Below are 23,890 nucleotides of genomic sequence, written 5' to 3'. Positions count from 1 at the left end.
TCTACGCAGATCCGCATCCGGCCTACCGGGTCATCAAAGAGAACGGCAACAAACCGACCCCCATCGTTCTGAAGACGGGAATGGCGTATTTGCCGCCCGGCTTGGAGGCCTGGCTCGTCACGGCCTACGAGGACGTCGAATTCGTCCTCCGGGACCCGAGGTTCCGCAAGAGCATCGACGAGGCCATGCCGCTCTTCGCGGCGCAGAGCGGCGGCGGGGCCGGCGCGTCCCGCGGTTCGCTGCTCTACAACAACATGGCGAACAACGATCCCCCGGTCCACACCCGGCTGCGCAAGCCCCTCAACGCGATGTTCACCTCGCGTTCCGTGGCCGGGCGGCGGGACGGCGTCCGACGTGCCGCCCTGGAGACCCTGGCGAAGGTGGCCGGAGCGGAGAGCTTCGATCTTGTCCAGGATTTTGCCTTTCCTTTCTCCATCTCCGTGATCTCGCGCACCCTCGGCGTCCCCGACTCCGACCGCGGCACCTTCAACGGCTGGGTCCAGACGATCACCGGTGACGCTCCGCCGGAGGTCCTGCGACGCGACGCGGGCCTGATGGTCGAGTACCTGCGCGGCCTGATCCGGGACCGGCGGGACGGCGCCGGCGCCCCCGGCGCCGCCGATGACGTACTCACCCAACTGGCCACCTCGCTGGCCGAGGACGAGGCGGTCGCCCAGGCGTACGCCCTGCTCGCGGCCGGATACGAGACCACGGCCAACCTCATCGTGACCGGGTTCCTGACGCTCGCGGACCACCCCGAGCAGCTGGCCCGCCTGTGGGCCGACCCGGGTCTGGTCCCGGACGCGGTGGAGGAGATGCTCCGCCACCAGTCGCCCTTCAACCTCTCCCTCTACCGCTACGTGACCGAGCCGGTGGAGCTGAACGGGGTCCTGATCCCCCGGGGCGCGATCGTCTTCCTGGCCTTCGCCGCGGCCAACCGCGACGAGTGCCGCTTCCCGGAGCCCGACGCGTTCGACATCACCCAGCCGCGCCGCGACCACCTCGCCTTCGGCGGCGGCATCCACAACTGCATCGGCAAGCACCTCGCCCGGATGGAGGCGGAAGTCGCCTTCGAGACGCTCATCGAGCGCTGTCCCGGGCTGACCGTGCTCACGCCGGACGAGGAATTCGACTGGAAGGCCAGCCCGACGTTCCGCGGGCTGCGCACCCTGCGCGTCGGGCCCGGTCCCGCCTCCGCAGGCTGGGAACGGGAGCAATGACACAGCACACTTCCGGCGACGGGGCCATGACCCCCGTCGCCGTCATCGGGATGTCCTGCCGGTTCCCGGGAGCGGCCGGTCCGGCCCGGTTCTGGCACAACCTGGCCGCCGGCACGGAGAGCGTGGGCACCGTCCCCGCGGACCGCCGCCCGGCCGCCGCGCCCCCCGGCGCCGACGCCGCGCGCGGCGGCTTCGTCGAGGACGTCGACGCCTTCGACGCCGCCTTCTTCGGCCTCTCGCAGCGCGAGGCGCGCTACACGGACCCCCAGCAGCGCCTGCTGCTGGAACTGGCCTGGGAGTGCTTCGAGGACGCCGCCCGGCCGGCGGCGGACCTCCGCGACTCCGGCTGGGGCGTGTTCGTCGGTGCCGCCGCCGACGACTTCCGGGCGCACTACCTCACGGGCGGCGGGCTGGACCGGTTCGGCCACGCCGGCACCGCCCGGTGCATGCTGGCCAACCGGATCTCGCACCACTTCGGGCTGCGCGGCCCGAGCGAGGTGGTCGACACCGGCCAGTCCTCCTCCCTGGCCGCCGTGCACCGCGCGGTGTCGAGCCTGCGGCTGGGCGAGTGCGAGGCCGCGCTCGTCGGCGGCGTACAGCTCAACCTCCTCCAGGAGGTCACCGACCAGATCGGGCTCTGGGGCGGCCTGTCGCCGGACGGCCGCTGCCACACCTTCGACGCCCGCGCCAACGGCTACGTACGCGGTGAGGGCGGCGGCTGCGTGCTCCTCAAGCCGCTGCCGGCCGCGCTGCGCGACGGCGACCACGTCTACGCCGTCGTCCGCGGCAGCGCCGTCGGCAACGACGGCGGCCGCGGCGCCCTCGCCGTACCGTCCGAGGACGCCCAGTACGAGGCCGTCACCCGCGCGCTGCGCGTGGCCGGCGCCCGGCCGGAGGACCTCGCGTACGTCGAACTCCACGGCAGCGGCACCCAGGTCGGCGACCCGGTCGAGGCCCGCGCGCTCGGCGCGGCCGCCGGCCGTGCCCGGCCCGCCGGGAACCCGCTGCCCGTCGGGTCGGTCAAGACCAACATCGGCCACCTGGAGTCGGCCGCCGGCATCGCCGGGTTCATCAAGGCCTGCCTGGTGCTGACGCACGGCGCCCTGCCCGCGAGCCTCAACTTCGCGACGCCGCACCCGGCCGTCGACCCGGCCGGGCAGGGCCTGCGGGTCGTCGACGCCTACGAGGACCGGCCGTTCGGCGCCGGCGAGCTGGTCGGCGTCACGTCGGTCGGCATGGGCGGCACGAACGTCCACGTCGTGCTCGGCCCGGCCCCGGCCCCGGCGACGGCCGAGGATCCGGTACCGGACCCCGACCAGGACGAGGACGCCGGCACCGTGTGGTGCCTGTCCGGCCGTTCCAAGGAGGCCGTCCGCGACCTGGCGGACGCCCTGCTGCGGGAGCTGGACCGGCACCCCGCCGGCGGTCCCGCGGCCGGGGTCCGGGCGGTCGGCGCCACCCTGGCCCGCCGCACCCACTGGGAGCACCGGGCGGCGGTGGTCGGCGCCGACTGGGCGCACTTCCGCGAAGGGCTGGCGAAGGTCGCCGCGGGCCACGGCTTCGCCGTGCCGGCGGACTGGGCGACGGCGGCCGGCCCGGGCGGGGCCGGCTCCGTCCGGGCCGCCAGCGACTACGTCCACGCGGGCCGGACCCCGCAGGTGCCGTCCCCGTCCGCGGGGCGGGGACGGCACCGCCCGGTGCCGGGCCTGCCCACGTACCCCTTCCAGCGGGAGCGCTTCCCGCTGCCGGGGCCGGCACCGGCCCCGGCAACTGCCGCCGCGGAATCCGCACCGGCTGGCCGGGCTCCCGTACCCGCGCCGGCTCCCGTACCCGCGCCGTCCTCCGTACCCGCGCCGTCCTCCGGGCCCGCCCCGGTCGCAGGACCCGCCCCCGGGTCCGCCGCCCCCGCGTACTCGCGGACCTGGGCGGCCGCCGGCGACGAGGGCGAGCGGCTCTGGGCCACCCAGGTCCTCCTCGAGCGCGAACTCGCCGCCGTGCTCGGCGGCTCGGTCCCCGACCTGGACCCCGAGGTCCCCCTCACGGACCTGGGCGTGGACTCCATGACGCTCCTGGAGTTCCTGGACCGGCTCATCGAGGCGACCGGCCTCGACCTCTCGGAGACCGTCGTCTTCGACCACCCCACGATCAGCGAAATGGCGGCCTGTGTGAACAAGGAGATGGAGTCGAGGCATGGCTGAGAACGACATGGTGCGCGACGACATCGCCGTGATCGGGATGGCCTGCCGCTATCCCGGCGGTGTCGACACCCCGGAGGCCCTGTGGGACCTCGTCGCGGGCGGCCGGGACGCCGTGGGCGAGTTCCCCGACAACCGCGGCTGGGACACCGACGACCTGTACGACCCGGCGTACGTGCGCCAGGGCGGCTTCCTGCACGGCGCGGACCGCTTCGACGCGGCCTTCTTCGGCATCCGGCCCGCCGAGGCCAAGGCCATGGACCCGCAGCAGCGCACCCTGCTCGAGGTGGCCTGGGAGGCCATCGAGCGCGCCGGCATCGTGCCCTCGACCCTCAAGGGCTCCCGCACCGGCGTGTTCGTCGGCGTCATGCCCAACGAGTACGGCATGCCGCTGTGGCGCTGGCAGGACGAGACGGCCGGCTTCATGGGCACCGGCACCTCGCCGAGCGTCGCCTCCGGCCGCATCTCCTACCTGCTGGGCATGGAGGGCCCGGCCCTGACCATCGACACCGCCTGCTCGTCCTCCGGCGTGGCCATCCACACCGCCGTGCGCTCGCTGCGCAGCGGCGAGACGGAGCTCGCGCTGGCGGGCGGCTGCACCGTGCTCGCCGGCCCCGGCATGTTCGTCGACTACGCCAAGAAGCAGGCGCTGTCGCCGGACGCCCGCTGCCGCACCTTCTCCGACGCCGCCAACGGCACCGTGTGGGCCGAGGGCGCCGGCGTCCTGGTGCTCGAACCGCTCTCGAAGGCCCGCCGCCTGGGCCGCCGCATCCTCGGCGTCATCAAGGGCACCGCCGTCAACCAGGACGGCGCCAGCAACGGCCTGACCGCCCCCAGCGGCAAGGCGCAGGCCAAGGTCATCGAGCAGGCGCTGGCCGACGCGGGCCTGGCCCCCCAGGACGTCCAGCTCGTCGAGGCGCACGGCACCGCCACCCGGCTGGGAGACCCGATCGAGGTCAACGCCATCCACGCCACGTACGGCGCGGGCGAGCGCGACGAGCCGGTCTGGCTCGGCTCCCTCAAGTCGAACATCGGCCACTCCATGGCCGCCGCCGGCGTCGGCGGCGTCATCAAGTGCCTCACGGCCATGCGCGCGGGGGAGATGCCCCGCACGATGCACGTGGACGGCCCGCTGAACTCGCTGGTGGACTGGTCGGGTTCGGTGGACGTCCTGCGTGAGAACCGGCCCTGGCCGGCCCGCGACGGCGTCCGGCGCTGCGCCGTCTCCTCCTTCGGCGTCAGCGGCACGAACTCGCACGTCATCCTGGAGGGCTGGGACGAGACCGCGGACGCCGGGGACGCTCCGGACGGCCGGGCAGTGCAGGACGCTCCGGACGGCCGCACCGCCGCGGACGACGCCGGGTCCGTGCCCGCCGCCGATCCGGCCGTCGGCCCCCAGGTCCTGACCCTGTCCGCCAAGACCCCCACCGCGCTGGCCGCCTACGCCGAGGCGCTGGCCGTCGCGCTGGACGCCGGGACCGACCCCCTGCCGGCGGTCGCGCAGGCGCTGCGCACCCGGCGCGAGGGCTACGAGTACCGCGCGGCCGCGCTCGGCACCGACCGGGCCGAACTCTCCGCCGCGCTGCGCTCGTTCGCCGCCGGCCAGGAGGACGCCCCGGTCATCGGCGGCGAGGCCCGGCGCATCCGCCGCCCCGTCTTCGTCTTCCCCGGCCAGGGATCGCAGTGGCCCGGCATGGCGGCCTCGCTGCTCGCCGAGTCCGACGTCTTCCGGCTGCGGGTCGAGGAGTGCGCCGCGGCGTTCAAGCCGTACCTCGACTACGACCTGATGGCCGTGCTCTGGGGCGAGGACGACGAGACCGACCTGGAGCGCACCGACGTCATCCAGCCGCTGCTGTTCTGCACGATGCTGGGCCTGGCCGCCCTGTGGCGGTCCGCCGGCGTCGAGCCGGCCGCGGTGGTCGGCCACTCCCAGGGCGAGGTCGCCGCGGCCTGCCTGTCCGGCGCGCTGTCCCTGGAGGACGCGGCCCTGATCGTGGCCTGCCGCAGTCAGCTGCTGGAGCACTCCCGCGGCGGCATGGCCGCGGTGGCGGCCTCCCCCGAGGAGACCGCGGCGCTGCTCGCCGAGGCCGGCGCCGACCTGGTGGTCGCGGCCGTCAACGGCCCCTCGTTCGTGGTGGTCTCCGGCGACGACGAGCCCGGCCTCGCGCGGCTGCTCGACCTGTGCGAGGAGCGCGGCCGCTACGCCCGCCGGGTACCCGCCAAGTGCGCCTCCCACTCCCCGGTCATGGAGGAGCTCCGCGAGGAGGTCCTCGAGGGCCTCGCCGAGGTCGCCCCGGTCCCGTCCGCCGTCCCGATGTTCTCGACCGTCGACATGGCGCGGCTGCGCGGCGACGAGCTCGACGCCGGCTACTGGTTCCGCAACCTGCGCGGCCAGGTCCGGTTCGCCGGCACGATCGCCGAGATGGCCTCGTACGGCTTCGACGCCTTCGTGGAGATCAGCCCGCACCCCGTCCTGACCGGCTCGCTCGAGGCCGTCCTCAAGGAGGCCGGCAGCACCGCACCGGTGTCCGCGACCCTCAAGCGCGACCAGGGCTCCCTCGGGCGGTTCCTCGCAGCGGCGGCCGAGGCGCACGTCCAGGGGCACGCGCTCGACTGGACCGGCCTGCTGCCCGCCGTGCCCGCCCGGACCGTGGCGGCCGTGGAGCTGCCGACCTACCCGTTCGAGCGGGAGCGGTTCTGGCTGGAGACCGAGGGCGTGGGCCGGGTGACCCCGGTCGCGGCCCAGGTCACGACCCCGTCCGCGGCCCCGGCCGTCGGCACGGTGCCGGCCGTCCGCCCGGGCTCCGTCGCCGACGGCGACCACCCGTTCCTCCGCTCCGTCGTCGAGACGGCCGACGGCACGGTGCTGCTCACCGGCCGGCTGTCCGTCCGCAGCCACCCGTGGCTGATGGACCACTGCGTCGAGGACACCGCGCTGCTGCCCGGCACGGCCTTCATGGAACTGCTGCTGACCGCGGGCCGCGAGGTGGGCTGCGAGCGCCTCGAGGAGATGGTCGTCAGCGACCCGCTGCTGCTGCCGATGGCCGGCACGGCCGTGGACGTCCAGGTCGCCGTCGCGCCCGCGGACGCCCAGGGCGCGCGCGCCGCCACCGTGCACTCGCGCGCCGCCGCCGACGTCGGGTGGGTGCGCAACGCCGAGGGCCTGCTGGGCGCCGCCCGCCCCGGTACGGACGCGGTGGACCTGGCCGCGGCGCCCGGTGCGACCGCGCTGCCCGCCGCCGAGACCCTCTACCCGCTGCTGCGCGGCCTGGGCTACGGCTACGGCGAGGCCTTCCAGGGCGTGCGCTCCGGGGAGCACCTGGGCGCCGACTGGGTCCGGTCCCGGGTCGAGCTGCCCGAAGCTGCCCTGGTCAACCACAGCGGTTTCGCCGCCCACCCCGCGCTGACCGACGCCGCGCTGCACGCCGCCGTGGCCTGCGGGCTGCTCGGCGAGACGGAGCCGGGTCGGATCGCGGTGCCGTTCGTCTTCAACGGCGTACGGACGGCGGCGGCCGCCACGGGCGCGGTCGCCTGCGAGGCGCTGGCCTACCGGGTCGGCCCGGACGCCATCGCGCTGACGCTCGCCGCGGCAGACGGCACCGTGCTGCTCGAGGTCGAGCGCATGGTCGTACGCGGCCTGGCCCTCGCCGGGGCCGGCGCGGCCCCCGTCGACCTCGACCACGCCGGTCTCTTCGAGACCGACTGGCAGGAGCCGGCGGGCGAGGCGCCCCAGGACGTGCGGCTGTGCGTGGTCGGCGGGGACGAAGGTCCGCTGCCGGCCGCGCTGCGGGACGCCAACCGGGAGGGCATCTCGGTGGCCACGCTCGACGAGGCGATCATGATCGTCTCGTCGATCCCGGGGAACTGGCAGGTCGTCATGGGCTGTCCGGCCCCCCGGAACACCACGGTCGAGCAGGCGCACGCGTCGGCCGAACGGACCCTGGCGGCCCTGCAGACCTGGCTGCGCGCCGAGGCCCTGGCGGACACCGCGGTGCTGACGTTCATGACGCAGGACTCCGTGGCCGTCCCGGGTGACGAAACGTTTGCTCTCGGGGACGGTGCGGTCTGGGGCATGGTCCGCTCCGCCCAGACCGAGTACCCGGGCCAGTTCCGCGTGGTCGACGCCGACGCCGCGGCCCTGGGCGCCACCGAAGGCCTGCTCCGGGCGCTGCGCCGCACCGAGCCGCAGCTCGCCGTGCGCGGCGGCCGCGTCCTGATGCCCCAGCTCGTCCCGCACGTCCCGGCCGGCGCGGCCCGGCCCGAGGTGGGCGACGGCACCGTCGTGCTCACCGGCGGCACCGGCACCCTCGGCCGCGAGGTGGCCCGCCACCTCGTCACCACGTGGGGCGTACGGTCCCTGGCCCTGCTCAGCCGCAGCGGCGAACGGGCCGCGGGCATCGCGGACTTCCGCACCGAACTGGTCGGACTCGGCGCCGACGTCCAGGTGCTGGCGGCCGACGTGGCCGACGCGCACGACGTGCGCCGCGCGCTCGCGCAGATCAGGTCCCGCGGACCGGTCGTCGGCGTCGTGCACGCCGCCGGTCTGCTCGACGACGCGATCGTCGCGAACATGACGCCCGACCAGCTGCGCCGCGTCCTGCGCAGCAAGGTCGACTCGGCCTGGCACCTGGACGCGGCGACGCGCGAGGACGACCTGCGCTTCTTCGTGCTCTTCTCCTCCCTCTACGGCGTGCTCGGCGGCCCCGGCCAGGCCAACTACGCCGGTGCCAACACCTTCCTCGACCAGTTCGCCGCCTGGCGGTCCGCCGAGGGCCGGGCCACCCGCTCCGTCGCCTGGGGCCTGTGGTCCGAGGCCACCGGCATGACCGGCCACCTCGACGAGAGCGACCTGCTGCGCCTGCGGCGCAACGGCGTCGCGCCGTTCGAGACGGCCGCCGGCCTGGCCCTGTTCGACGCCGCGGCCGCCGGGACCGCCCCGGCCCTCGTCGGCGCCCGGCTGGCACTGCCGGACGCGACCGGACCGGGGGCGGGGGACACGCCGTTCCTGCTGACCCGGCTGGCCGGGCTCACCGGGTCGACCGGGGGCACGGGCCGCGGCCCGGTGGCCCGCCCGGCCACCCGCCCGGCGGCCCCGGTGACCCCGGCGCCCGCCGCCGTCCGGACCGCCGCTCCGGTGCGACCGGCCGTTCCGGTGGCGGCCGCCACCCCCGCCCCCGCCACCGCTGCCGCCGCACCCGCCGCCACCGCCACGGCGGACGCCGGTGCGGAGCAGCCGGGAGCCGCCGCCCTCGCGGTGCTGACCTCCCCGGACGCCTCGGCCGACCAGCGGCTGGTCGCCGCGGTCGGACTGGTCAGGGAGTGCGTGGCGGGCCTGCTGGGCCTCAAGCCCGAACGGGTCGACGCGCAGCGCTCGTTCTACGAGATGGGCGTGGACTCCCTGACCTCCATGGAGCTGCGGGTCCGGCTCGGCCGGGCGCTGGGCATCCGGCTCGGGGCCACCGCGGTCTTCGACCACCCGACCCCGGAGGCGTTGGCCCAGCACGTGGTCGACCTGTTCGGGCCTCCCGGACCGGGCGGCGGCGGTGGCACGGCCCCGGAGGGGACCCCGGGCGGCCCGGGAAATGACGGTGCGTCCGCGGCGGGCCCCGCCGCGGACGCACACCCCGGGACCACGGCCGCCGCGCGGCGCGGCACCGGTGCCGCGGGGGCCGGGGACGGCGGCACCGCCGGCCCGGCCGCCGGGCAGGTGACGCACCCGACCGGATCCGCCGCCCCGGCCGCCGCACCGCGGCGGCCGGCCCGGCCCGACTCCGAGCCGTTCCCGCTCACCAAGCTCCAGGAGGCCTACGTCGCCGGCCGCGCCGGTGACTTCGAGCTCGGCAACGTGCCGACGGTCCTGTGCATCGAGGTCGACCTCACCGGCTTCGACGTACGGGCGGCCGAGCGCGCCTTCCGGCAGCTGGTGGACCGCCACGAGATGCTCCGCGCGGTGTTCGACCCGGCCGGCACCCAGCGCGTCCTGGGCGAGGTGCCGGACTTCCGGATCCCCGTCGAGGACCTCCGCCCCCTCGGCCCCGAGGAGCGGACCGCCCGGCTCGGCCAGATCCACGAGGAGGTGACCACCCACACCTTCGACACGTCCCGCTGGCCGCTGGTCCTGGTCCGGGCCACCCGCGTGGACGAGGCCGTCACCCGGCTCCACGTGGCCGTGGACGTCCTGGTCTCGGACGGCGCGAGCAGCACCCTGCTCTTCAACGAGTGGGCCCGCCTCTACCGCGACCCGGCGGCCCCGCTGCCCGCGACCGGCCCCTCCTTCGCCCGGCACGTGGAACGGGCGGCGCGCCACCAGGCCTCGGCGGAGATCGAGCCGAGCCGCACCTACTGGCAGGAGCGGGCGGCGACCCTGCCGCCGGCGCCCCGGCTGCCGTACGCCGCACCGCTGTGCGACGTCGGCCGGCCCGTCTTCGGCAACCGGTTCATCCGGGTCGAGGCACCCCAGTGGCAGCGCTTCAAGAAGAACGCGGCGGCCGCCGGGCTGACCGCCTCCGGCGCCGTGCTCGCCGCCTACTGCCAGGTCCTCGCCCGCTGGTCCAAGTGCCCGGACTTCACGCTCACCGTCCTGGTCTCCCAGCGCTCCGCCTTCGCCGGGGAGGACATGTCCACGGTGGTCGGCAACTTCTCCTCCACCACCCTGCTCGAGGTGCACGTCGACGAGGCGGCCCCGTTCCGCGCGGTCGCCGCGGGCATCCAGCGGCAGCTGATCCAGGACATGGAGCACGTCGCGTACACCGGCCTCGACGTCCTGCGCGACCTGAGCCGGCTGGACGGGGAGGCGGGCCGGGCCCGGCTGCCCGTCGTGTTCAACAGCACCATCGGCGGCGGCGCACCCGCACCCGACGCCCCGCGCACGGCCGGCCCGGTGGGCGCGCTGTGCCTGCTCGGCGACTCGGGCACCCCCGTGTGGAGCGGGGTCCGCACGCCCCAGGTCGTCCTGGACCACCAGGCGTTCGAGGAGGACGGCGCGCTCGTCCTCAACTGGGACGTGGTCGAAGAGGTGTTTCCCGAGGGTGTCGTGGACGCCATGCTCGCCGCTTACGAAGGACTGATCCGTGAACTCTGTGCCTGAGTCCGCCTGGACCCTGCCCCCGTGGACCGGGACCGTCGCCGACCTCCCGGCCACGGCCGGCGACCCGGACCCCGTCGCCGCCCTCCCGGCCGACGCCCTGCTGCACCTGGCCTTCCTCGACCGGGCCGCGGAGACCCCGGACGCCGTGGCCGTCATCGCCGCCGACCGCACCCTCACCTACGCCGAACTCGCCGACGAGTCGGCCCGGATCGCGGTGCTCCTCGCGGCCCGCGGCGTGGGCCGCGAGTCGCTCGTCGCCGTCGTCATGGACAAGGGCTGGGAACAGGTCGTGGGCTGCCTCGGCATCCTGCGCGCCGGCGCCGCGTACGTCCCCCTGGACCCGCACTGGCCGGCCCGCCGCCTGGCCGACGTGCTCGGCTCCGCCGGCATCACCGAGGCGCTCACCCGGCCCGGCCCCGCCGACGGCGTGACCTGGCCCGAAGGGGTCACGGTCACCCCCGTCGTCCCGCCGGCGGCCGACGCCCCGGCAGCCCCCGACGCGCCGGCCGTCGACACCGCGCCCGGCGACCTCGCGTACGTCATCTACACCTCCGGCTCCACCGGCGTGCCCAAGGGCGTGATGATCGAGCACGGGCCCGCCGTCAACACGGTCCGGGACGTGAACCGGGAGCTCGGCTGCACGGCCGCCGACCGGGTCCTGGGCCTCTCGGCGCTCAACTTCGACCTCTCGGTCTACGACCTCTTCGGCCCCCTGTCGGTCGGCGGCGCCCTGGTGCTCCCGGCCCCCGGCGACGCCCGCGAACCCGGCGCCTGGCTACGCCTCATGACGGAGGCCGGCGTCACCGTCTGGAACAGCGTGCCGGCCCTGATGGCCATGCTCACCGAGTACGCCAGGAGCGCCCCGCCGGCGCCGCTGCCGCCGCTGCGCGCGGTCCTGATGAGCGGTGACTGGATCCCGGTGGGCCTGCCGGGCGAGGTGCGGGAGCTGTTCGCCGACGCCCGCCAGTGGTCGCTCGGCGGCGCCACGGAGGCCTCCATCTGGTCCGTCTGGCACCCCATCACGCCGGCGGACGCCGAGCTCCCCTCCGTCCCGTACGGCCGTTCGATGAGCGGCCAGCACGTCTACGTCGGCGACGGGCTGATGCGGCCCCGGCCGTGCTGGGTGCCCGGCGAGATCTACATCGCCGGCGTGGGCCTGGCCCGCGGCTACCTCGGCGACGCCGAGCGCACGGCGCGCAGCTTCGTCACCGACCCGGCCACCGGCGCCCGCCGCTACCGGACCGGCGACTGGGGGCGGCTGCTGCCGAGCGGCGAGATCGAGTTCCTGGGCCGGGAGGACATGCAGGTCAAGGTCGGCGGCCACCGCATCGAACTCGGCGACGTCGAGGCCGCGTTGCTGGCCTGCCCCGGCGTACGGGGCGCGGTGGCCGGCGTGCAGGGCGGCCGCCACCGCACCCGGCTCACGGCCCAGGTGCTGCTGGAGCCGGGCGCCGGCCACGCGGCCGAGGACGTGCGGGCGCTGCTGGCCGAGCGCGTGCCGGCGTACATGGTGCCCACGGCCGTCGCGGTCCTGGACGAGTTCCCGCTCACCCCGAACGGCAAGGTCGACCGCAAGGCGCTCGCCGCCCTCGCCGACGACCTGGCCGCCGCGCACGTCGTCGAGCACCCCGCGGACGCCGAGGAGGAGCTCCTCCTCACCATCTGGCGCGGCTTCTTCGCCGACCATCGCCCCGGCCCCGGGCCGGAGGCCGGTGACGGGGCGGCGGACGGGGTCGCCGACGGGCAGCCGGTGCCCGGCGTGGCGGACCTCTCCGTCACGGACAACTTCTTCGAACTGGGCGGTGACTCGCTGCGCGCCGTGCGCCTGATGTCCGTCCTGCGGCGCGAGACCGGAGTGGAGCTGCCGGTGTCCGCCCTCTTCGGGGCGCCCACCGTGCGCGCCCTGGCGCAGCGGCTGCGCGAGGCCCGGGACTCGGCCCGGGACGGCGTCGGCCGGCCGGTCGTGGTCCCCGTCCGCACCACGGGCGAGGCGGTCCCCCTGGTGTTCGCCCACCCGGTGGGCGGCGACGTCCTGTGCTACTCGGAGCTCGCCCGGGCGCTCGGCGACGACCAGCCGTTCTACGCCCTCCAGTCGCCCTGCCACGACGGCACGGCGCCGGGGTTCCTCGACCTCGTCGGCACGTACGCGCAGGCCGTCCTCGACGAGGTGCCGGGCCGCCGGTACCGGCTCGGCGGCTGGTCGATGGGCGGAGTGCTGGCCCTCGAACTGGCCCGGGAGCTGACCGCCCGCGGCTGCACGGTGGACCTGGTCGCGGCGGTCGACGTCCTCGAGACGCCGCAGGACCTGGCCCGTGCCGAGATCAGCCGCGACCGCCTGCTCGGCTGGCTGGCCCGCGACCTCGCGGGCCTGACCGGCAGCTCCTGGCCCGAGCCGCCGGGACCGTTCGAGACCCTGGAGGAGCTGTACGAGGCGGTGCGCGGAGCCGGGATCCTGCCCGCCGACATCGCGTTCGCCGAGTTCGCGGCGGTCTACGAGCGCTTCGAGGTGAACGCGCGGGCGCTGTGCGGCTACCGGCCCGCCGAGCCGCTGACCGGCACGGCCGTGCACTTCCTGCAGGCAGGGGCGGGCGGCGGCCCGGCGGCCGCCGAGGGCTGGCGCCCCCTGTGCGCGGGCGGGTTCACCCACACGGAGGTCCCCGGCGACCACTACACCGTCCTCAAGGGCACCGGCGCCGAAGCCGTGGCCACCCACCTGCACGGCCTCCTGACGGCCACGACGCACTGACCGGCCCCCACCCCGTGCCCACCACCCCCACCCCGCCCACGGCCGGCGCGGAAGCCTCCTCCCCGGAGGGGCCCCGCCCGGCTCCCGGGACCGGCCACCCGGCCGGACCCTTCCCGGCCCCGGCCCGCGCCACGGGGCTGTTCGCGGGGCTCCTGCCCGCCGGGGTCGCCGTGGCCGAGTTCGCCGGGGAGGCACCGTACGCGGAACTCGCGGCCGGGCTCTTCCCGGCGGAGCGGGCGGCGGTGGCGCGCGCGTACCCGTCGCGGCGGCGGGAGTTCGCCGCCGTCCGGGCCTGCGCCCGGGCGGCCATGGCCCGGCTCGGTGTGCCGCCCCTCCCCGTGCTCCCCCACGGGGAGGGGCCCACCTGGGCGCGCAACGCCCCCCGCTGGCCCGAGGGCCTGACCGGCAGCATGACCCACTGCACCGGCTACCGGGCCGCGGCCCTGACCCGCACCGGCCCTGGCCATCCGCTGCTCTCCCTCGGCATCGACGCCGAGCCGAACGCCCCGCTCCCCGACGGCGTACGCTCCCTGGCCCTGCGCCCCGAGGAGGAGAGCGCCCTGCCCGCCCTCACGGCCGGCCGGCCCGGCGTGGCCTGGGACCGCGTCGTCTTCAGCGCCAAGGAGAGCGTCTTCAAGGCCTGGTACCCCCTGACCGGCCGCTGGCTGGGCTTCGAGGACTGCCACATCACCCTCACCCCCGACACCACCACGTTCACGGCCCACCTCCACACCGAGCCCCCACCCCCCTTCCCCACCACCCCCCTCACGGGCCACTGGCGCCTCCACCCCGACCCCCGAACACCCCTGCTCGCCACCGCCGTGACGGTCGCCCGGCCTCCGCGCCCGTAGCGGCCCGGCCCTTCGGTACGCGAACGCCGAGGCGCCCCACCTCCGGGGGGAAGCTCCGGCCAGCTACCGCTGACCTCGGGCCCCCGCGCGCACGCCTCCGGAGCTGCAGGCCGTGCGGCCGGGATCATGCGGTCGCCTCCACGAGCAGCGTGCCGATCGTGAACCACACGGCTCCGAAGACGGAGTACACGGAGTCGAATTCCGCCTCGTGCTCCGCCAGGTACTCCTCCGACCGGCCCACGTGGATGTCGAGCAGGCCGCCGAACCGTGTCCTGGCCCGCTCCGCCTGGACGGCCGCAGCATGCCGGACGGCCCGCGTCCGAGCCAGAACGCCGCAGCCGAGGGGCTCGCCCCGGTCACAGCCCTGTTTTGGGCCTTTCCGGACGAACCCGCATGAAAGACTGAGGCCCCGCCACTCTCCGTGAAGAGCGACGGGGCCTCGGTCCCGGTGTGTCTGCTGTCCTAGATGTCGCGGAAGATCTCGATCTGGGCGCCGACCGAGTTGAGGCGCTCGGCGAGTTCCTCGTAGCCGCGGTTGATGACGTAGACGTTGCGGAGCACCGAGGTGCCCTCGGCGGCCATCATCGCGAGGAGGACGACCACGGCCGGGCGCAGGGCCGGCGGGCACATCATCTCGGCCGCGCGCCAGCGGGTCGGGCCCTCGACCAGGACGCGGTGCGGGTCCAGGAGCTGGAGGCGGCCGCCGAGGCGGTTGAGGTCGGTGAGGTAGATGGCCCGGTTGTCGTACACCCAGTCGTGGATCAGGGTCTTGCCCTGGGCGACCGCGGCGATGGCCGCGAAGAAGGGCACGTTGTCGATGTTCAGGCCCGGGAAGGGCATCGGGTGGATCTTGTCGATCGGGGCCTCGAGCTTGGACGGGCGGACCGTGAGGTCGACCAGCCGGGTACGGCCGTTGTCGGCCACGTACTCCGCCGAGCGGTCGTGGTCGAGGCCCATCTCCTCGAGCACCGCGAGCTCGATCTCCATGAACTCGATCGGCACCCGGCGGATCGTCAGCTCCGACTCCGTCACGACCGCCGCGGCGAGCAGGCTCATCGCCTCGACCGGGTCCTCGGAGGGGGAGTAGTCCACGTCCACGTCGATGTTCGGCACGCCGTGCACCGTCAGGGTCGTGGTGCCGATGCCCTCGACCCGCACGCCCAGCGCCTCGAGGAAGAAGCACAGGTCCTGGACCATGTAGTTCGAGGAGGCGTTGCGGATGACGGTCACGCCGTCGTGGCGGGCGGCCGCGAGGAGCGCGTTCTCGGTGACGGTGTCCCCGCGCTCGGTCAGGACGATGGGCCGCTCGGGGGAGACCCCGGCCTCGACCTGCGCGTGGTACAGGCCCTCGGTGGCCGTGATGTCCAGGCCGAACCGGCGCAGCGCGATCATGTGCGGTTCGATGGTGCGGGTGCCGAGGTCGCAGCCGCCGGCGTACGGCAGCCGGAAGCGGTCCATGCGGTGCAGCAGCGGGCCGAGGAACATGATGATGCTGCGGGTGCGGCGGGCCGCGTCCGCGTCGATGGCGTCCATGTCGAGCTGGGTCGGCGGTACGAGCTCCAGGTCGACGCCGCCGTTGATCCAGCGGGAGCGCACGCCGATGGAGTTGAGCACCTCGAGCAGGCGGTAGACCTCCTCGATGCGGGCCACCCGGCGCAGCACCGTGCGGCCCTTGTTGAGCAGGGTGGCGCACAGCAGTGCGACACAGGCGTTCTTGCTGGTCTTGACGTCGATGGCGCCGGAGAGCCGACGGCCGCCGACCACGCGCAGGTGCATCGGGCCGGCGTAGCCGAGGGACACGATCTCGCTGTCGAGCGCCTCGCCGATCCGGGCGATCATCTCAAGGCTGATGTTCTGGTTGCCGCGCTCGATGCGGTTGACGGCGCTCTGGCTGGTGCCGAGCGCATCGGCGAGCTGACTCTGCGTCCAGCCGCGGTGCTGCCGGGCGTCACGAATGAGCTTGCCGATGCGTACGAGGTAATCGTCTGCCATGGGGGAACGTTATCTCAGATATGAGATGTCGCTCGCGCTGGGCGTGTCATTCGGGTGGTCCCCGGTCGGCGACGGTCCGGCACCGACTCCTCCCGGCGCCGGTGCCGGACCGTCAACTCCGTTGCCGGCCCCCGGCCTCAGCTCCCGCAGCCGCAGGCCCCGTGCCGGCCGCCGTGCAGGGCCGCGTACGCGTCCGGACGCGGGGCGGAGGTGCCGCGCGACAGGCGTGCGGCAGCCCCCCGACCCGTGGCGGAATGTACATCATGCACCGTTTTGCCCCCGACGAGGGTGAGTTCCACCCGCGTGTCGCTGATGTCCCTGACCGGGCACCGCGTCACATCCCGGTCCAGCAGGACCAGATCGGCCGCCTTGCCCTTCTCCAGGGTGCCGGTGAGGTGGTCCTGGCGGAGCTGCCACGCCGTGCCCGAGGTGTGCATGAGCAGGGACGACGTACGGCTGAGGCCCTCCAGCTCCCGGTGCAGCGGCCCGTCCCCGTACGCACCCTGACGGTCGATGGCCGTGCGGACCTGGTTCCAGACCTGCAGGGCGTCCACCGGCCAGTCCGAACCGGCGGTCAGGCGCGCCCCGGCCTTCTCGAGGCTGCGTGCCGGATACATCCAGCGGTGCCGCTCCTTCCCGATGTACGGCAGCAGCGCGTCCATCGTCCAGGTGTCCTCGGCGGCCCACTGGAGCTGGAGGCAGGCGGCCACCCCGAGTTGCGCGAAACGCCGCAGATCGGACGGATCGACCAGCTGGAGGTGCGCGACGGTGTTGCGAAGGTCACGCAGCCCGGTCGTCCGGCGGGCGTACGCGTACCCGTCCAACGCGGTGCGCACCGCCCGGTCGCCCAGCCCGTGCGCGTGCATCTGCCAGCCGGCCTTGTTGAACGCGGCCGTGAGCCGGCCGTAGTCGTGCGCGGAGACGTACAGCTCCCCGCGGTTGTCGGTCGGCCGGCCGTGCCCGTCCAGGTACGGCTTCAACAGGGCCGCCGTCTGCGCCGGGTACTCGATGACCCCGTCGAGGAACACCTTGACGGTGCCGAACCGCAGCCCCCGTACGCCCTCGAACTCGCGCCGCAGCCCCTTCGCGAACGCCAGTGCCGCGGCCGGGTCCTTCGCCTGCACCGCGTCCACCCGGACGGCGGGCACGATGCGCTGCGGGAGCTTGTGCGCCGCCGAGAGGGCCTTGTACAGCACGAGCTCGTCGCGGGTCGCCCAGGCGTCCATCATCGTCGTCACGCCGGAGGCGGCCGCGGTGGCCAGCACCTGCGCGCAGGCGGTCACCAGTTCGGCCCGGGTGGGCTCCGGTACGTGCCGGGTGACCAGCACCTGGGCGTCGTCCTTCAGCACGCCGGTGGGCCGGCCGTCCGAGCCCTTGACGATCTGCCCGCCCACCGGGTCGGGGGTGCCGGCCGTGATGCCCGCGACGTCCAGTGCGCGCTGGTTCGCCCACAGGTTGTGCCCGTCGCCCCCCACCAGGGCGATCGGCCGCCGGGTGGGCAGCGCGTCCAGCATGGTGTGGTGCGGGAGGGTGCCGTGCGGCAGCAGGCCGACCGGGTTCCAGTCCTCGACCACCAGCCAGCGGTCCGGCTCCGCCGCCGCGCCGCCGGTGTCGGCCAGGAAGCCCTTGAGGATCTCCAGCAGCTCGTCGAGGGTGGTCTCGGCGCCGGCGAGGGAGGGCTTGAGGGAGCGGCGGCCGGCGCCCAGCGGGTGCACGTGCCCGTCGTGGATGCCGCTCATCACCGTGTTGCCGCGGGCGTTGACCACCTCGGTGTCCCGGCCGATCAGCCGGCGCAGGGCGCGGTCCGTGCCGGTGGCCAGGATCCGGCCGTCGCGGCCGACCGCCACGGCCTCGACCGGCCGGGCCCCCGGCACTCCGGTGAACACCCGGGCGTTGTGCACGATCAGCGCCGCGGACGAGGCGGTACGGGAGCCCGTCGCCCCGGCCGCACCCGGCGCGACGGGCGCTTCGGCCGCACCGGCCGGCCCGGCCGCCGCAACGCCGAGCGCGCCGGCCGCGCCGGCGACCCCCACGGCGGTGAGCAGGCCCCGCCGGGACAGGCCGCCCGCCGGCACCACGCCGCCGGCGGCGCCGTCGACCGCGGCGGAGCTCCCGGCCCCGCGGGCCGCACCGGACTCATCAGAACGCGTCATGACCACGTGACCACTCCAAGTACGTTGGCTGTGGCCGGGACACTCACTGATTAACGGCTTAACCAGAACCCTGACCGGACGACGGATTCCGTACGGGGCCGCCCGCAGGGCCTCCTCCTCCGCCCGGGGCCCGCCGCCCGCACGCCCGCCCCGCCGCCCCGCTGCCCCGCCGCCCACGCCCGCCGTCCGTCCGCCGTCCGCACGCCGCCGGCCCCGCTGCCGGGCATCCGTACGATGGCCCGGTGCCCGGACCCACCATCGCCGACATCGCGCGCGCCGCCGAGGTCTCCACCGCGACCGTCTCGCACGCCCTCAACGGCACGGGCCGGCTCGGCGGGTCCACCCGCGCCCGCGTGCGCGAGGTGGCCGCCGCCCTCGGCTACGCCGCGCCCCGGGCCCCGCGCACCCGTACCCTCGGGCTCGCCGTGACGACGTACGCCGGGCACGCCTGGGACTTCCTCGCGGTCGCCTACTACGCCCGCTGGATCACCGCCGCCACCTCGGCCGCGCACGCCCGCGGGTACGCCCTGACGACGCTGCCCGCCGTCCGGGGCGCCGAGGCGCTCTGGCACACCCTGGCCGTCGACGGGATGCTGCTCCTCGACAGCCCCGAGGGGGACCGGGTGCTGCGGGCCCTGCGCGCCCGGGGCATGCCGGTGGTCTTCGACGGCCGCCCCACCGAACCGCGCCCCGGGGACGTCTGGGTGGACAACGACCACCGGGCCACCGTGCACGAGGTCCTCGACCACCTCGAGGCCGCCGGCGCCCGCCGGACAGCCCTGCACGCCGGCTACGGGCGGGAGTACTACACGGCCGCGGTGACGGCGGCGTACGAACGGTGGTGCGGCGAGCACGGTCAGGACCCGCTGGTCGTCACCTTCGACCCGATCGACTCGGTCGGCCACGCCTTCGACACCGTCTTCGCCACGGGCGCGGCCGACGCCGTGTACGCCGTCTACGACCCCGGGGGCCGCCAGGTGCTGGCCGCGGCCCGGCGCCACGGGCTGCGCGTGCCGCAGGACCTGATGCTGGTGTGCGCGAGCGAGGACCCCGGGTACGGGGCCGGGGACCCCGCGGTCAGCACGGTGACCTTCCAGCCGGAGGTCATCGCGGAGACCGCCGTCGCCGCCCTGGTCGACCTCATCGAGACCGACCCCGCCACCTACCCGGCCGCCGACCCCGCCCCGCGCACGGTCCCGGCGCTCCTGCGCCCCCGCGCTTCTTCGCGCCCCCGGCGCTGAGCAGGGACCCCTCGCCCGGAGCGGTGGAATCCGACCGATCCCGGCCCGGCGGGCCGGGCGGGGCGCTAGCGTCCCGGTCGTGGACTTCCAGACGGGACGGGACAGCGGTGCGCCGGGCGCGTCCCCGTCCGTCTTCGTGTCCTACGACTCGTCCGACTCCTTCCTGGCCGTGGTGGTGGCGGGCCACGGCACCCTCGACCCCGCTGCGGGCGGGTGGTCCGCGGGTGGTGTGTCGGGCGGGCCGCTCCTGATCCCGCGGCACCCGGCGATGTCCGCGGGGCCGTCGCGGCTGACGGACCTGACGCGGCGCGTCCTCGCGCTGACGGTTTTCGACGACCTTCTCGCGCACGCCCTCGACGGCGGCCGCACGGAGCCGCCCCGCACCGCTCTCGCGGAGCTCTTCGAAGCCGGCCTCGGACTGGACCCGGACACCGCCGCATCCGCCGCCCGGGTTCCCGGCCTCGCCGTCCCGCACGGGTCACTGCCGGAGCCCTGGGCCGTCCCGGCGCCCCCCGCCTTCGCCACCGCGCCCCGACCCGCCGGAGCCGCCGCCCGGACCGCCGGAACCGGCCGCGCTCCCGCCGAAGCCGCCGAAGTCCACGGCGCGCTGGTCCTGTCCGCGGGCTCCGCCGCCCCCGCCCGGGCGGCCGAAGCCGTCGCGCAGCTCCTGCACCGGTTCCGCCCGCGGGCCGACCTCGCGCCCCCCTTGGACCGCACCCTGACGCTCGCCGCGCTCGCCGAGGCCGCCGCGGCCCTCCGCGCGGAGCTCACGCGGTGCCTCCAGCTGCTGCTCCGCCCGGCGGCGTACGAGTACGAGGACCACGTGCCGCCGAACGGGTGCTCGCCCTGCGGGGTGATCAGGATGGCCGCGACCGCGGTCCCGCGCGGCCCGCAGCCGGCTCTGCACGCCCGCGCCGCCATCCCCCGCCGGGCCCCGGCCGCCTGACCCCACGTACCCCGTACCTCCGACGGGGCGGGCGGGCCGGCGCCCGCACACCCCATGGAGAGACCGTGCAGAAGTCCACCCTGCTCCCGGCGCAGCTCGCGGAGCACCCCTGGGCGTCGACCACCACCGGTGCCGTCGCCCTCGTCCTGGCCCTCGTCTTCGGGCCCCCGGTCGCCAAGCGGCTCCGGGAGCTGACGGCCGCCTACTGGCAGCCGAAGATCACGCAGCTCCGCGCGGGCGCCGCCCGCCGCCTCGACCCGGGGCGCGCCGCGGGACCCGACAGCAGGCCGCCGGCCGGGGCCGCCGCCCGGCACCCCGGGGACTCCACGCGGTCCGGGCGCTGAGGCCCGGCCCGGCAGCCGTCCCCCCGGTGCCCGTCGACGGCGGCGCGGTCTCCGCCCACCTCTTCTCCTGCCGGCCCTGCGCCGGGGCGGCCGTCCTCCGGCGATGCTGAACTGTGACGGAGGGATGTCGTACGTCACACAGCGAACTCGCACCTGCCGTGCATGACCAGGAGGCGGTGATGCACTAGAGTTATCTCGACATCGAGATATCTGCCGAAGGCGTCCCGCAGCCGCACCCCTGGTAAGGGTTACCTAACTTAGCCTTACCTTAGCGGATTGGCCAGAGTGTCGAGCGGCAGGATGCGGTGGAACGCGCGAATTTCATGCAATGAAGGAGACTGTCGTGTCGGCGAACAGCTTCGACGCCCGCAGCACCCTGAAGGTGGGCGACGAGTCGTACGAGATCTTCCGGCTGGACAAGGTGGAGGGCTCCGCCCGGCTGCCGTACAGCCTGAAGGTGCTGCTGGAGAACCTGCTCCGCACCGAGGACGGCGCGAACATCACCGCCGACCACATCCGCGCGCTCGGCGACTGGGACTCCCAGGCCCAGCCGAGCCAGGAGATCCAGTTCACGCCGGCCCGCGTGATCATGCAGGACTTCACCGGTGTGCCGTGTGTCGTCGACCTCGCCACCATGCGCGAGGCCGTCGCCGCCCTCGGCGGCGACCCGGCGAAGATCAACCCGCTCTCTCCGGCCGAGATGGTCATCGACCACTCCGTCATCGCCGACAAGTTCGGCACCAACGACGCCTTCGCGCAGAACGTCGAGCTGGAGTACGGCCGCAACAAGGAGCGCTACCAGTTCCTGCGCTGGGGCCAGACCGCCTTCGACGACTTCAAGGTCGTCCCCCCGGGCACCGGCATCGTCCACCAGGTCAACATCGAGCACCTGGCCCGCACGGTCATGGTCCGGGGCGGCCAGGCCTACCCCGACACCCTCGTCGGCACCGACTCCCACACCACCATGGTCAACGGCCTCGGTGTGCTCGGCTGGGGCGTCGGCGGCATCGAGGCCGAGGCCGCGATGCTCGGCCAGCCGGTCTCCATGCTGATCCCGCGCGTGGTCGGCTTCAAGCTCACCGGCGAGCTGCCCACCGGCACCACCGCCACCGACCTGGTGCTCACCATCACCGAGATGCTGCGCAAGCACGGCGTCGTCGGCAAGTTCGTCGAGTTCTACGGTGAGGGCGTCGCCGCCACCTCGCTCGCGAACCGCGCCACCATCGGCAACATGTCGCCGGAGTTCGGTTCCACCGCCGCGGTCTTCCCGATCGACGGCGAGACCCTGAACTACCTGCGCCTGACCGGCCGCTCCGCGCAGCAGGTCGCGCTCGTCGAGGCGTACGCCAAGGAGCAGGGCCTCTGGCTGGACCCGGCCGCCGAGCCCGACTTCTCCGAGAAGCTGGAGCTCGACCTCTCCACGGTCGTCCCCTCCATCGCCGGCCCGAAGCGCCCGCAGGACCGCATCGTCCTCGCGAACGCCGCCGCGCAGTTCGCCCAGGACGTCCGCAACTACGTCACCACCGCCGACGAGGCGGGCGAGGAGTCCTTCCCGGCCTCCGACGCCCCGGCCGTCAGCAACGGCGTCCCGTCGAACCCGGTCCAGGTGACCGCCCCCGACGGCACCACCTACACGATCGACCACGGCGCCGTCACCGTCGCCGCGATCACCTCCTGCACCAACACCTCGAACCCGTACGTCATGGTCGCCGCCGCGCTCGTGGCGAAGAAGGCCGTGGAGAAGGGCCTGACCCGCAAGCCGTGGGTCAAGACCACCCTCGCCCCGGGCTCGAAGGTCGTCACCGACTACTTCGACAAGGCCGGTCTGACCCCGTACCTCGACAAGGTCGGCTTCAACCTCGTCGGCTACGGCTGCACCACCTGCATCGGCAACTCCGGCCCGCTGCCGGAGGAGGTCTCCAAGGCCGTCAACGACCACGACCTCGCGGTCACCTCGGTCCTCTCGGGCAACCGCAACTTCGAGGGCCGGATCAACCCCGACGTCAAGATGAACTACCTGGCCTCCCCGCCGCTGGTCGTCGCGTACGCCCTCGCCGGCTCCATGAAGGTGGACATCACCAAGGACGCGCTGGGCACCGACACCGAGGGCAACCCGGTCTTCCTCAAGGACATCTGGCCGTCGGAGGCCGAGGTCAACGACGTCGTCGCCAACGCCATCGGCGAGGACATGTTCTCCAAGTCCTACCAGGACGTCTTCGCGGGCGACGCCCAGTGGCAGGCCCTGTCGATCCCGACCGGCAACACCTTCGAGTGGGACGCCGAGTCCACCTACGTGCGCAAGCCCCCGTACTTCGAGGGCATGACCATGGAGACCACCCCGGTCACCGACATCACCGGCGCCCGCGTGCTGGCCAAGCTGGGCGACTCGGTCACCACCGACCACATCTCCCCGGCCGGTGCGATCAAGGCCGACACGCCGGCCGGCAAGTACCTCACCGAGCACGGCGTCGAGCGCCGCGACTTCAACTCGTACGGTTCCCGCCGCGGCAACCACGAGGTCATGATCCGCGGTACGTTCGCCAACATCCGCCTGCGCAACCAGATCGCGCCGGGCACCGAGGGCGGCTTCACCCGCGACTTCACCGTCGAGGGCGCCCCGGTCTCCTTCATCTACGACGCCTCGCAGAACTACCAGGCCGCCGGCACCCCGCTGGTCATCCTGGGCGGCAAGGAGTACGGCTCCGGCTCGTCCCGCGACTGGGCCGCCAAGGGCACCGCGCTCCTCGGCGTCAAGGCCGTCATCACCGAGTCGTACGAGCGCATCCACCGCTCGAACCTCATCGGCATGGGCGTCCTGCCCCTGCAGTTCCCGGCCGGCCAGTCGGCCGACTCGCTCGGCCTGACCGGCGAGGAGACCTTCTCCATCGCGGGCATCACGGAGCTGAACGAGGGCACCACCCCGCGCACCGTCAAGGTCACCACCGACACCGGTGTCGAGTTCGACGCGGTCGTCCGCATCGACACCCCCGGTGAGGCGGACTACTACCGCAACGGCGGCATCATGCAGTACGTGCTGCGCAACCTCATCCGCGGCTGAGACCGTCCGGACGGCGGCCGAGGCTGCCACCGGCGCGCGCAACCGACACGCCGGGAG

Annotated in this window: 11 protein-coding genes; 9 read left to right on the top strand and 2 right to left on the bottom strand. The window is 74.7% G+C overall.

What is annotated here, in order from left to right; genetic code table 11:
* Positions 1–80 precede the first annotated feature (80 nt).
* Genes ACIQCH_RS20665 through ACIQCH_RS20645 form a run of 5 tightly spaced genes read left to right on the top strand, consistent with a single transcriptional unit; the run spans position 81 to position 14,099 of the window.
* Entirely contained in the window at positions 81–1,220 is a 1,140-nt protein-coding gene (locus ACIQCH_RS20665) for a cytochrome P450 (RefSeq protein WP_402582786.1), read from the top strand.
* A complete protein-coding gene (locus ACIQCH_RS20660; RefSeq protein WP_402582784.1) occupies positions 1,217–3,418 on the top strand; it encodes a beta-ketoacyl synthase N-terminal-like domain-containing protein in 2,202 nt (733 codons plus the stop codon). The genes ACIQCH_RS20665 and ACIQCH_RS20660 overlap by 4 nt, the downstream gene beginning before the upstream one ends.
* Positions 3,411–10,502 carry an SDR family NAD(P)-dependent oxidoreductase gene (locus tag ACIQCH_RS20655; RefSeq protein ID WP_402582783.1) on the top strand — a complete coding sequence of 2,364 codons (7,092 nt, stop codon included), beginning with the start codon at positions 3,411–3,413 and terminating at the stop codon, positions 10,500–10,502. Before ACIQCH_RS20660 ends, ACIQCH_RS20655 begins: the two co-directional genes overlap by 8 nt.
* Positions 10,486–13,248: an amino acid adenylation domain-containing protein gene (locus ACIQCH_RS20650; RefSeq protein ID WP_402582781.1), complete on the top strand. Its 2,763-nt coding sequence runs from the start codon at positions 10,486–10,488 to the stop codon at positions 13,246–13,248. The genes ACIQCH_RS20655 and ACIQCH_RS20650 overlap by 17 nt, the downstream gene beginning before the upstream one ends.
* 14 nt (positions 13,249–13,262) lie before the next feature.
* Positions 13,263–14,099 carry a 4'-phosphopantetheinyl transferase gene (locus ACIQCH_RS20645; RefSeq protein WP_402582780.1) on the top strand — a complete coding sequence of 279 codons (837 nt, stop codon included), beginning with the start codon at positions 13,263–13,265 and terminating at the stop codon, positions 14,097–14,099.
* A gap of 462 nt (positions 14,100–14,561) precedes the next feature.
* Here ACIQCH_RS20645 and ACIQCH_RS20640 read toward each other — a convergent pair whose 3' ends face one another.
* Together ACIQCH_RS20640 and ACIQCH_RS20635 are read right to left on the bottom strand one after the other, a co-directional pair.
* Positions 14,562–16,091 carry a helix-turn-helix domain-containing protein gene (locus ACIQCH_RS20640; RefSeq protein WP_402582778.1) on the bottom strand — a complete coding sequence of 510 codons (1,530 nt, stop codon included), beginning with the start codon at positions 16,089–16,091 and terminating at the stop codon, positions 14,562–14,564.
* Positions 16,092–16,228: 137 nt separating this feature from the next.
* On the bottom strand, positions 16,229–18,244 hold the full coding sequence (locus ACIQCH_RS20635) for an amidohydrolase (protein WP_402582776.1): 2,016 nt from the start codon (positions 18,242–18,244) through the stop codon (positions 16,229–16,231).
* Positions 18,245–18,486: 242 nt separating this feature from the next.
* On the opposite strand from ACIQCH_RS20635, the gene ACIQCH_RS20630 reads away from it, so the two are divergent.
* From ACIQCH_RS20630 to acnA, 4 genes are all read left to right on the top strand, one after another.
* The gene (locus ACIQCH_RS20630; RefSeq protein ID WP_402582774.1) at positions 18,487–19,485 is read left to right on the top strand and encodes a LacI family DNA-binding transcriptional regulator; all 999 of its coding nucleotides are present in this window, start codon (positions 18,487–18,489) and stop codon (positions 19,483–19,485) included.
* Between the two features lie 79 nt (positions 19,486–19,564).
* Positions 19,565–20,431, top strand: a complete 867-nt coding sequence (locus ACIQCH_RS20625; RefSeq protein ID WP_402582773.1) for a hypothetical protein — start codon at positions 19,565–19,567, stop codon at positions 20,429–20,431.
* A gap of 65 nt (positions 20,432–20,496) precedes the next feature.
* Positions 20,497–20,775 carry a hypothetical protein gene (locus ACIQCH_RS20620; protein ID WP_402582771.1) on the top strand — a complete coding sequence of 93 codons (279 nt, stop codon included), beginning with the start codon at positions 20,497–20,499 and terminating at the stop codon, positions 20,773–20,775.
* 343 nt (positions 20,776–21,118) lie between these two features.
* On the top strand, positions 21,119–23,833 hold the full coding sequence (gene acnA, locus ACIQCH_RS20615; protein ID WP_402582769.1) for an aconitate hydratase AcnA: 2,715 nt from the start codon (positions 21,119–21,121) through the stop codon (positions 23,831–23,833).
* The last annotated feature ends 57 nt before the right edge of the window (positions 23,834–23,890 follow it).

The sequence above is a fragment of the Streptomyces sp. NPDC093225 genome, assembly GCF_044753805.1.
In the GTDB taxonomy this organism is placed as follows: Bacteria; Actinomycetota; Actinomycetes; order Streptomycetales; family Streptomycetaceae; genus Streptomyces.
Note: the sequence above shows the minus strand (reverse complement) of the source record. Positions and strands in the feature narration are given on the sequence as shown.

Bases quoted from the DNA above. Each gene is read 5' to 3' on its own strand.
- ACIQCH_RS20665 (WP_402582786.1), top strand. From the start codon at position 81: ATGGCGTATTTGCCGCCCGGCTTGGAGGCCTGGCTCGTCACGGCCTAC.
- ACIQCH_RS20660 (WP_402582784.1), top strand. From the start codon at position 1,217: ATGACACAGCACACTTCCGGCGACGGGGCCATGACCCCCGTCGCCGTC.
- ACIQCH_RS20655 (WP_402582783.1), top strand. From the start codon at position 3,411: ATGGCTGAGAACGACATGGTGCGCGACGACATCGCCGTGATCGGGATG.
- ACIQCH_RS20640 (WP_402582778.1), bottom strand. From the start codon at position 16,091: ATGGCAGACGATTACCTCGTACGCATCGGCAAGCTCATTCGTGACGCC.
- ACIQCH_RS20635 (WP_402582776.1), bottom strand. From the start codon at position 18,244: ATGACGCGTTCTGATGAGTCCGGTGCGGCCCGCGGGGCCGGGAGCTCC.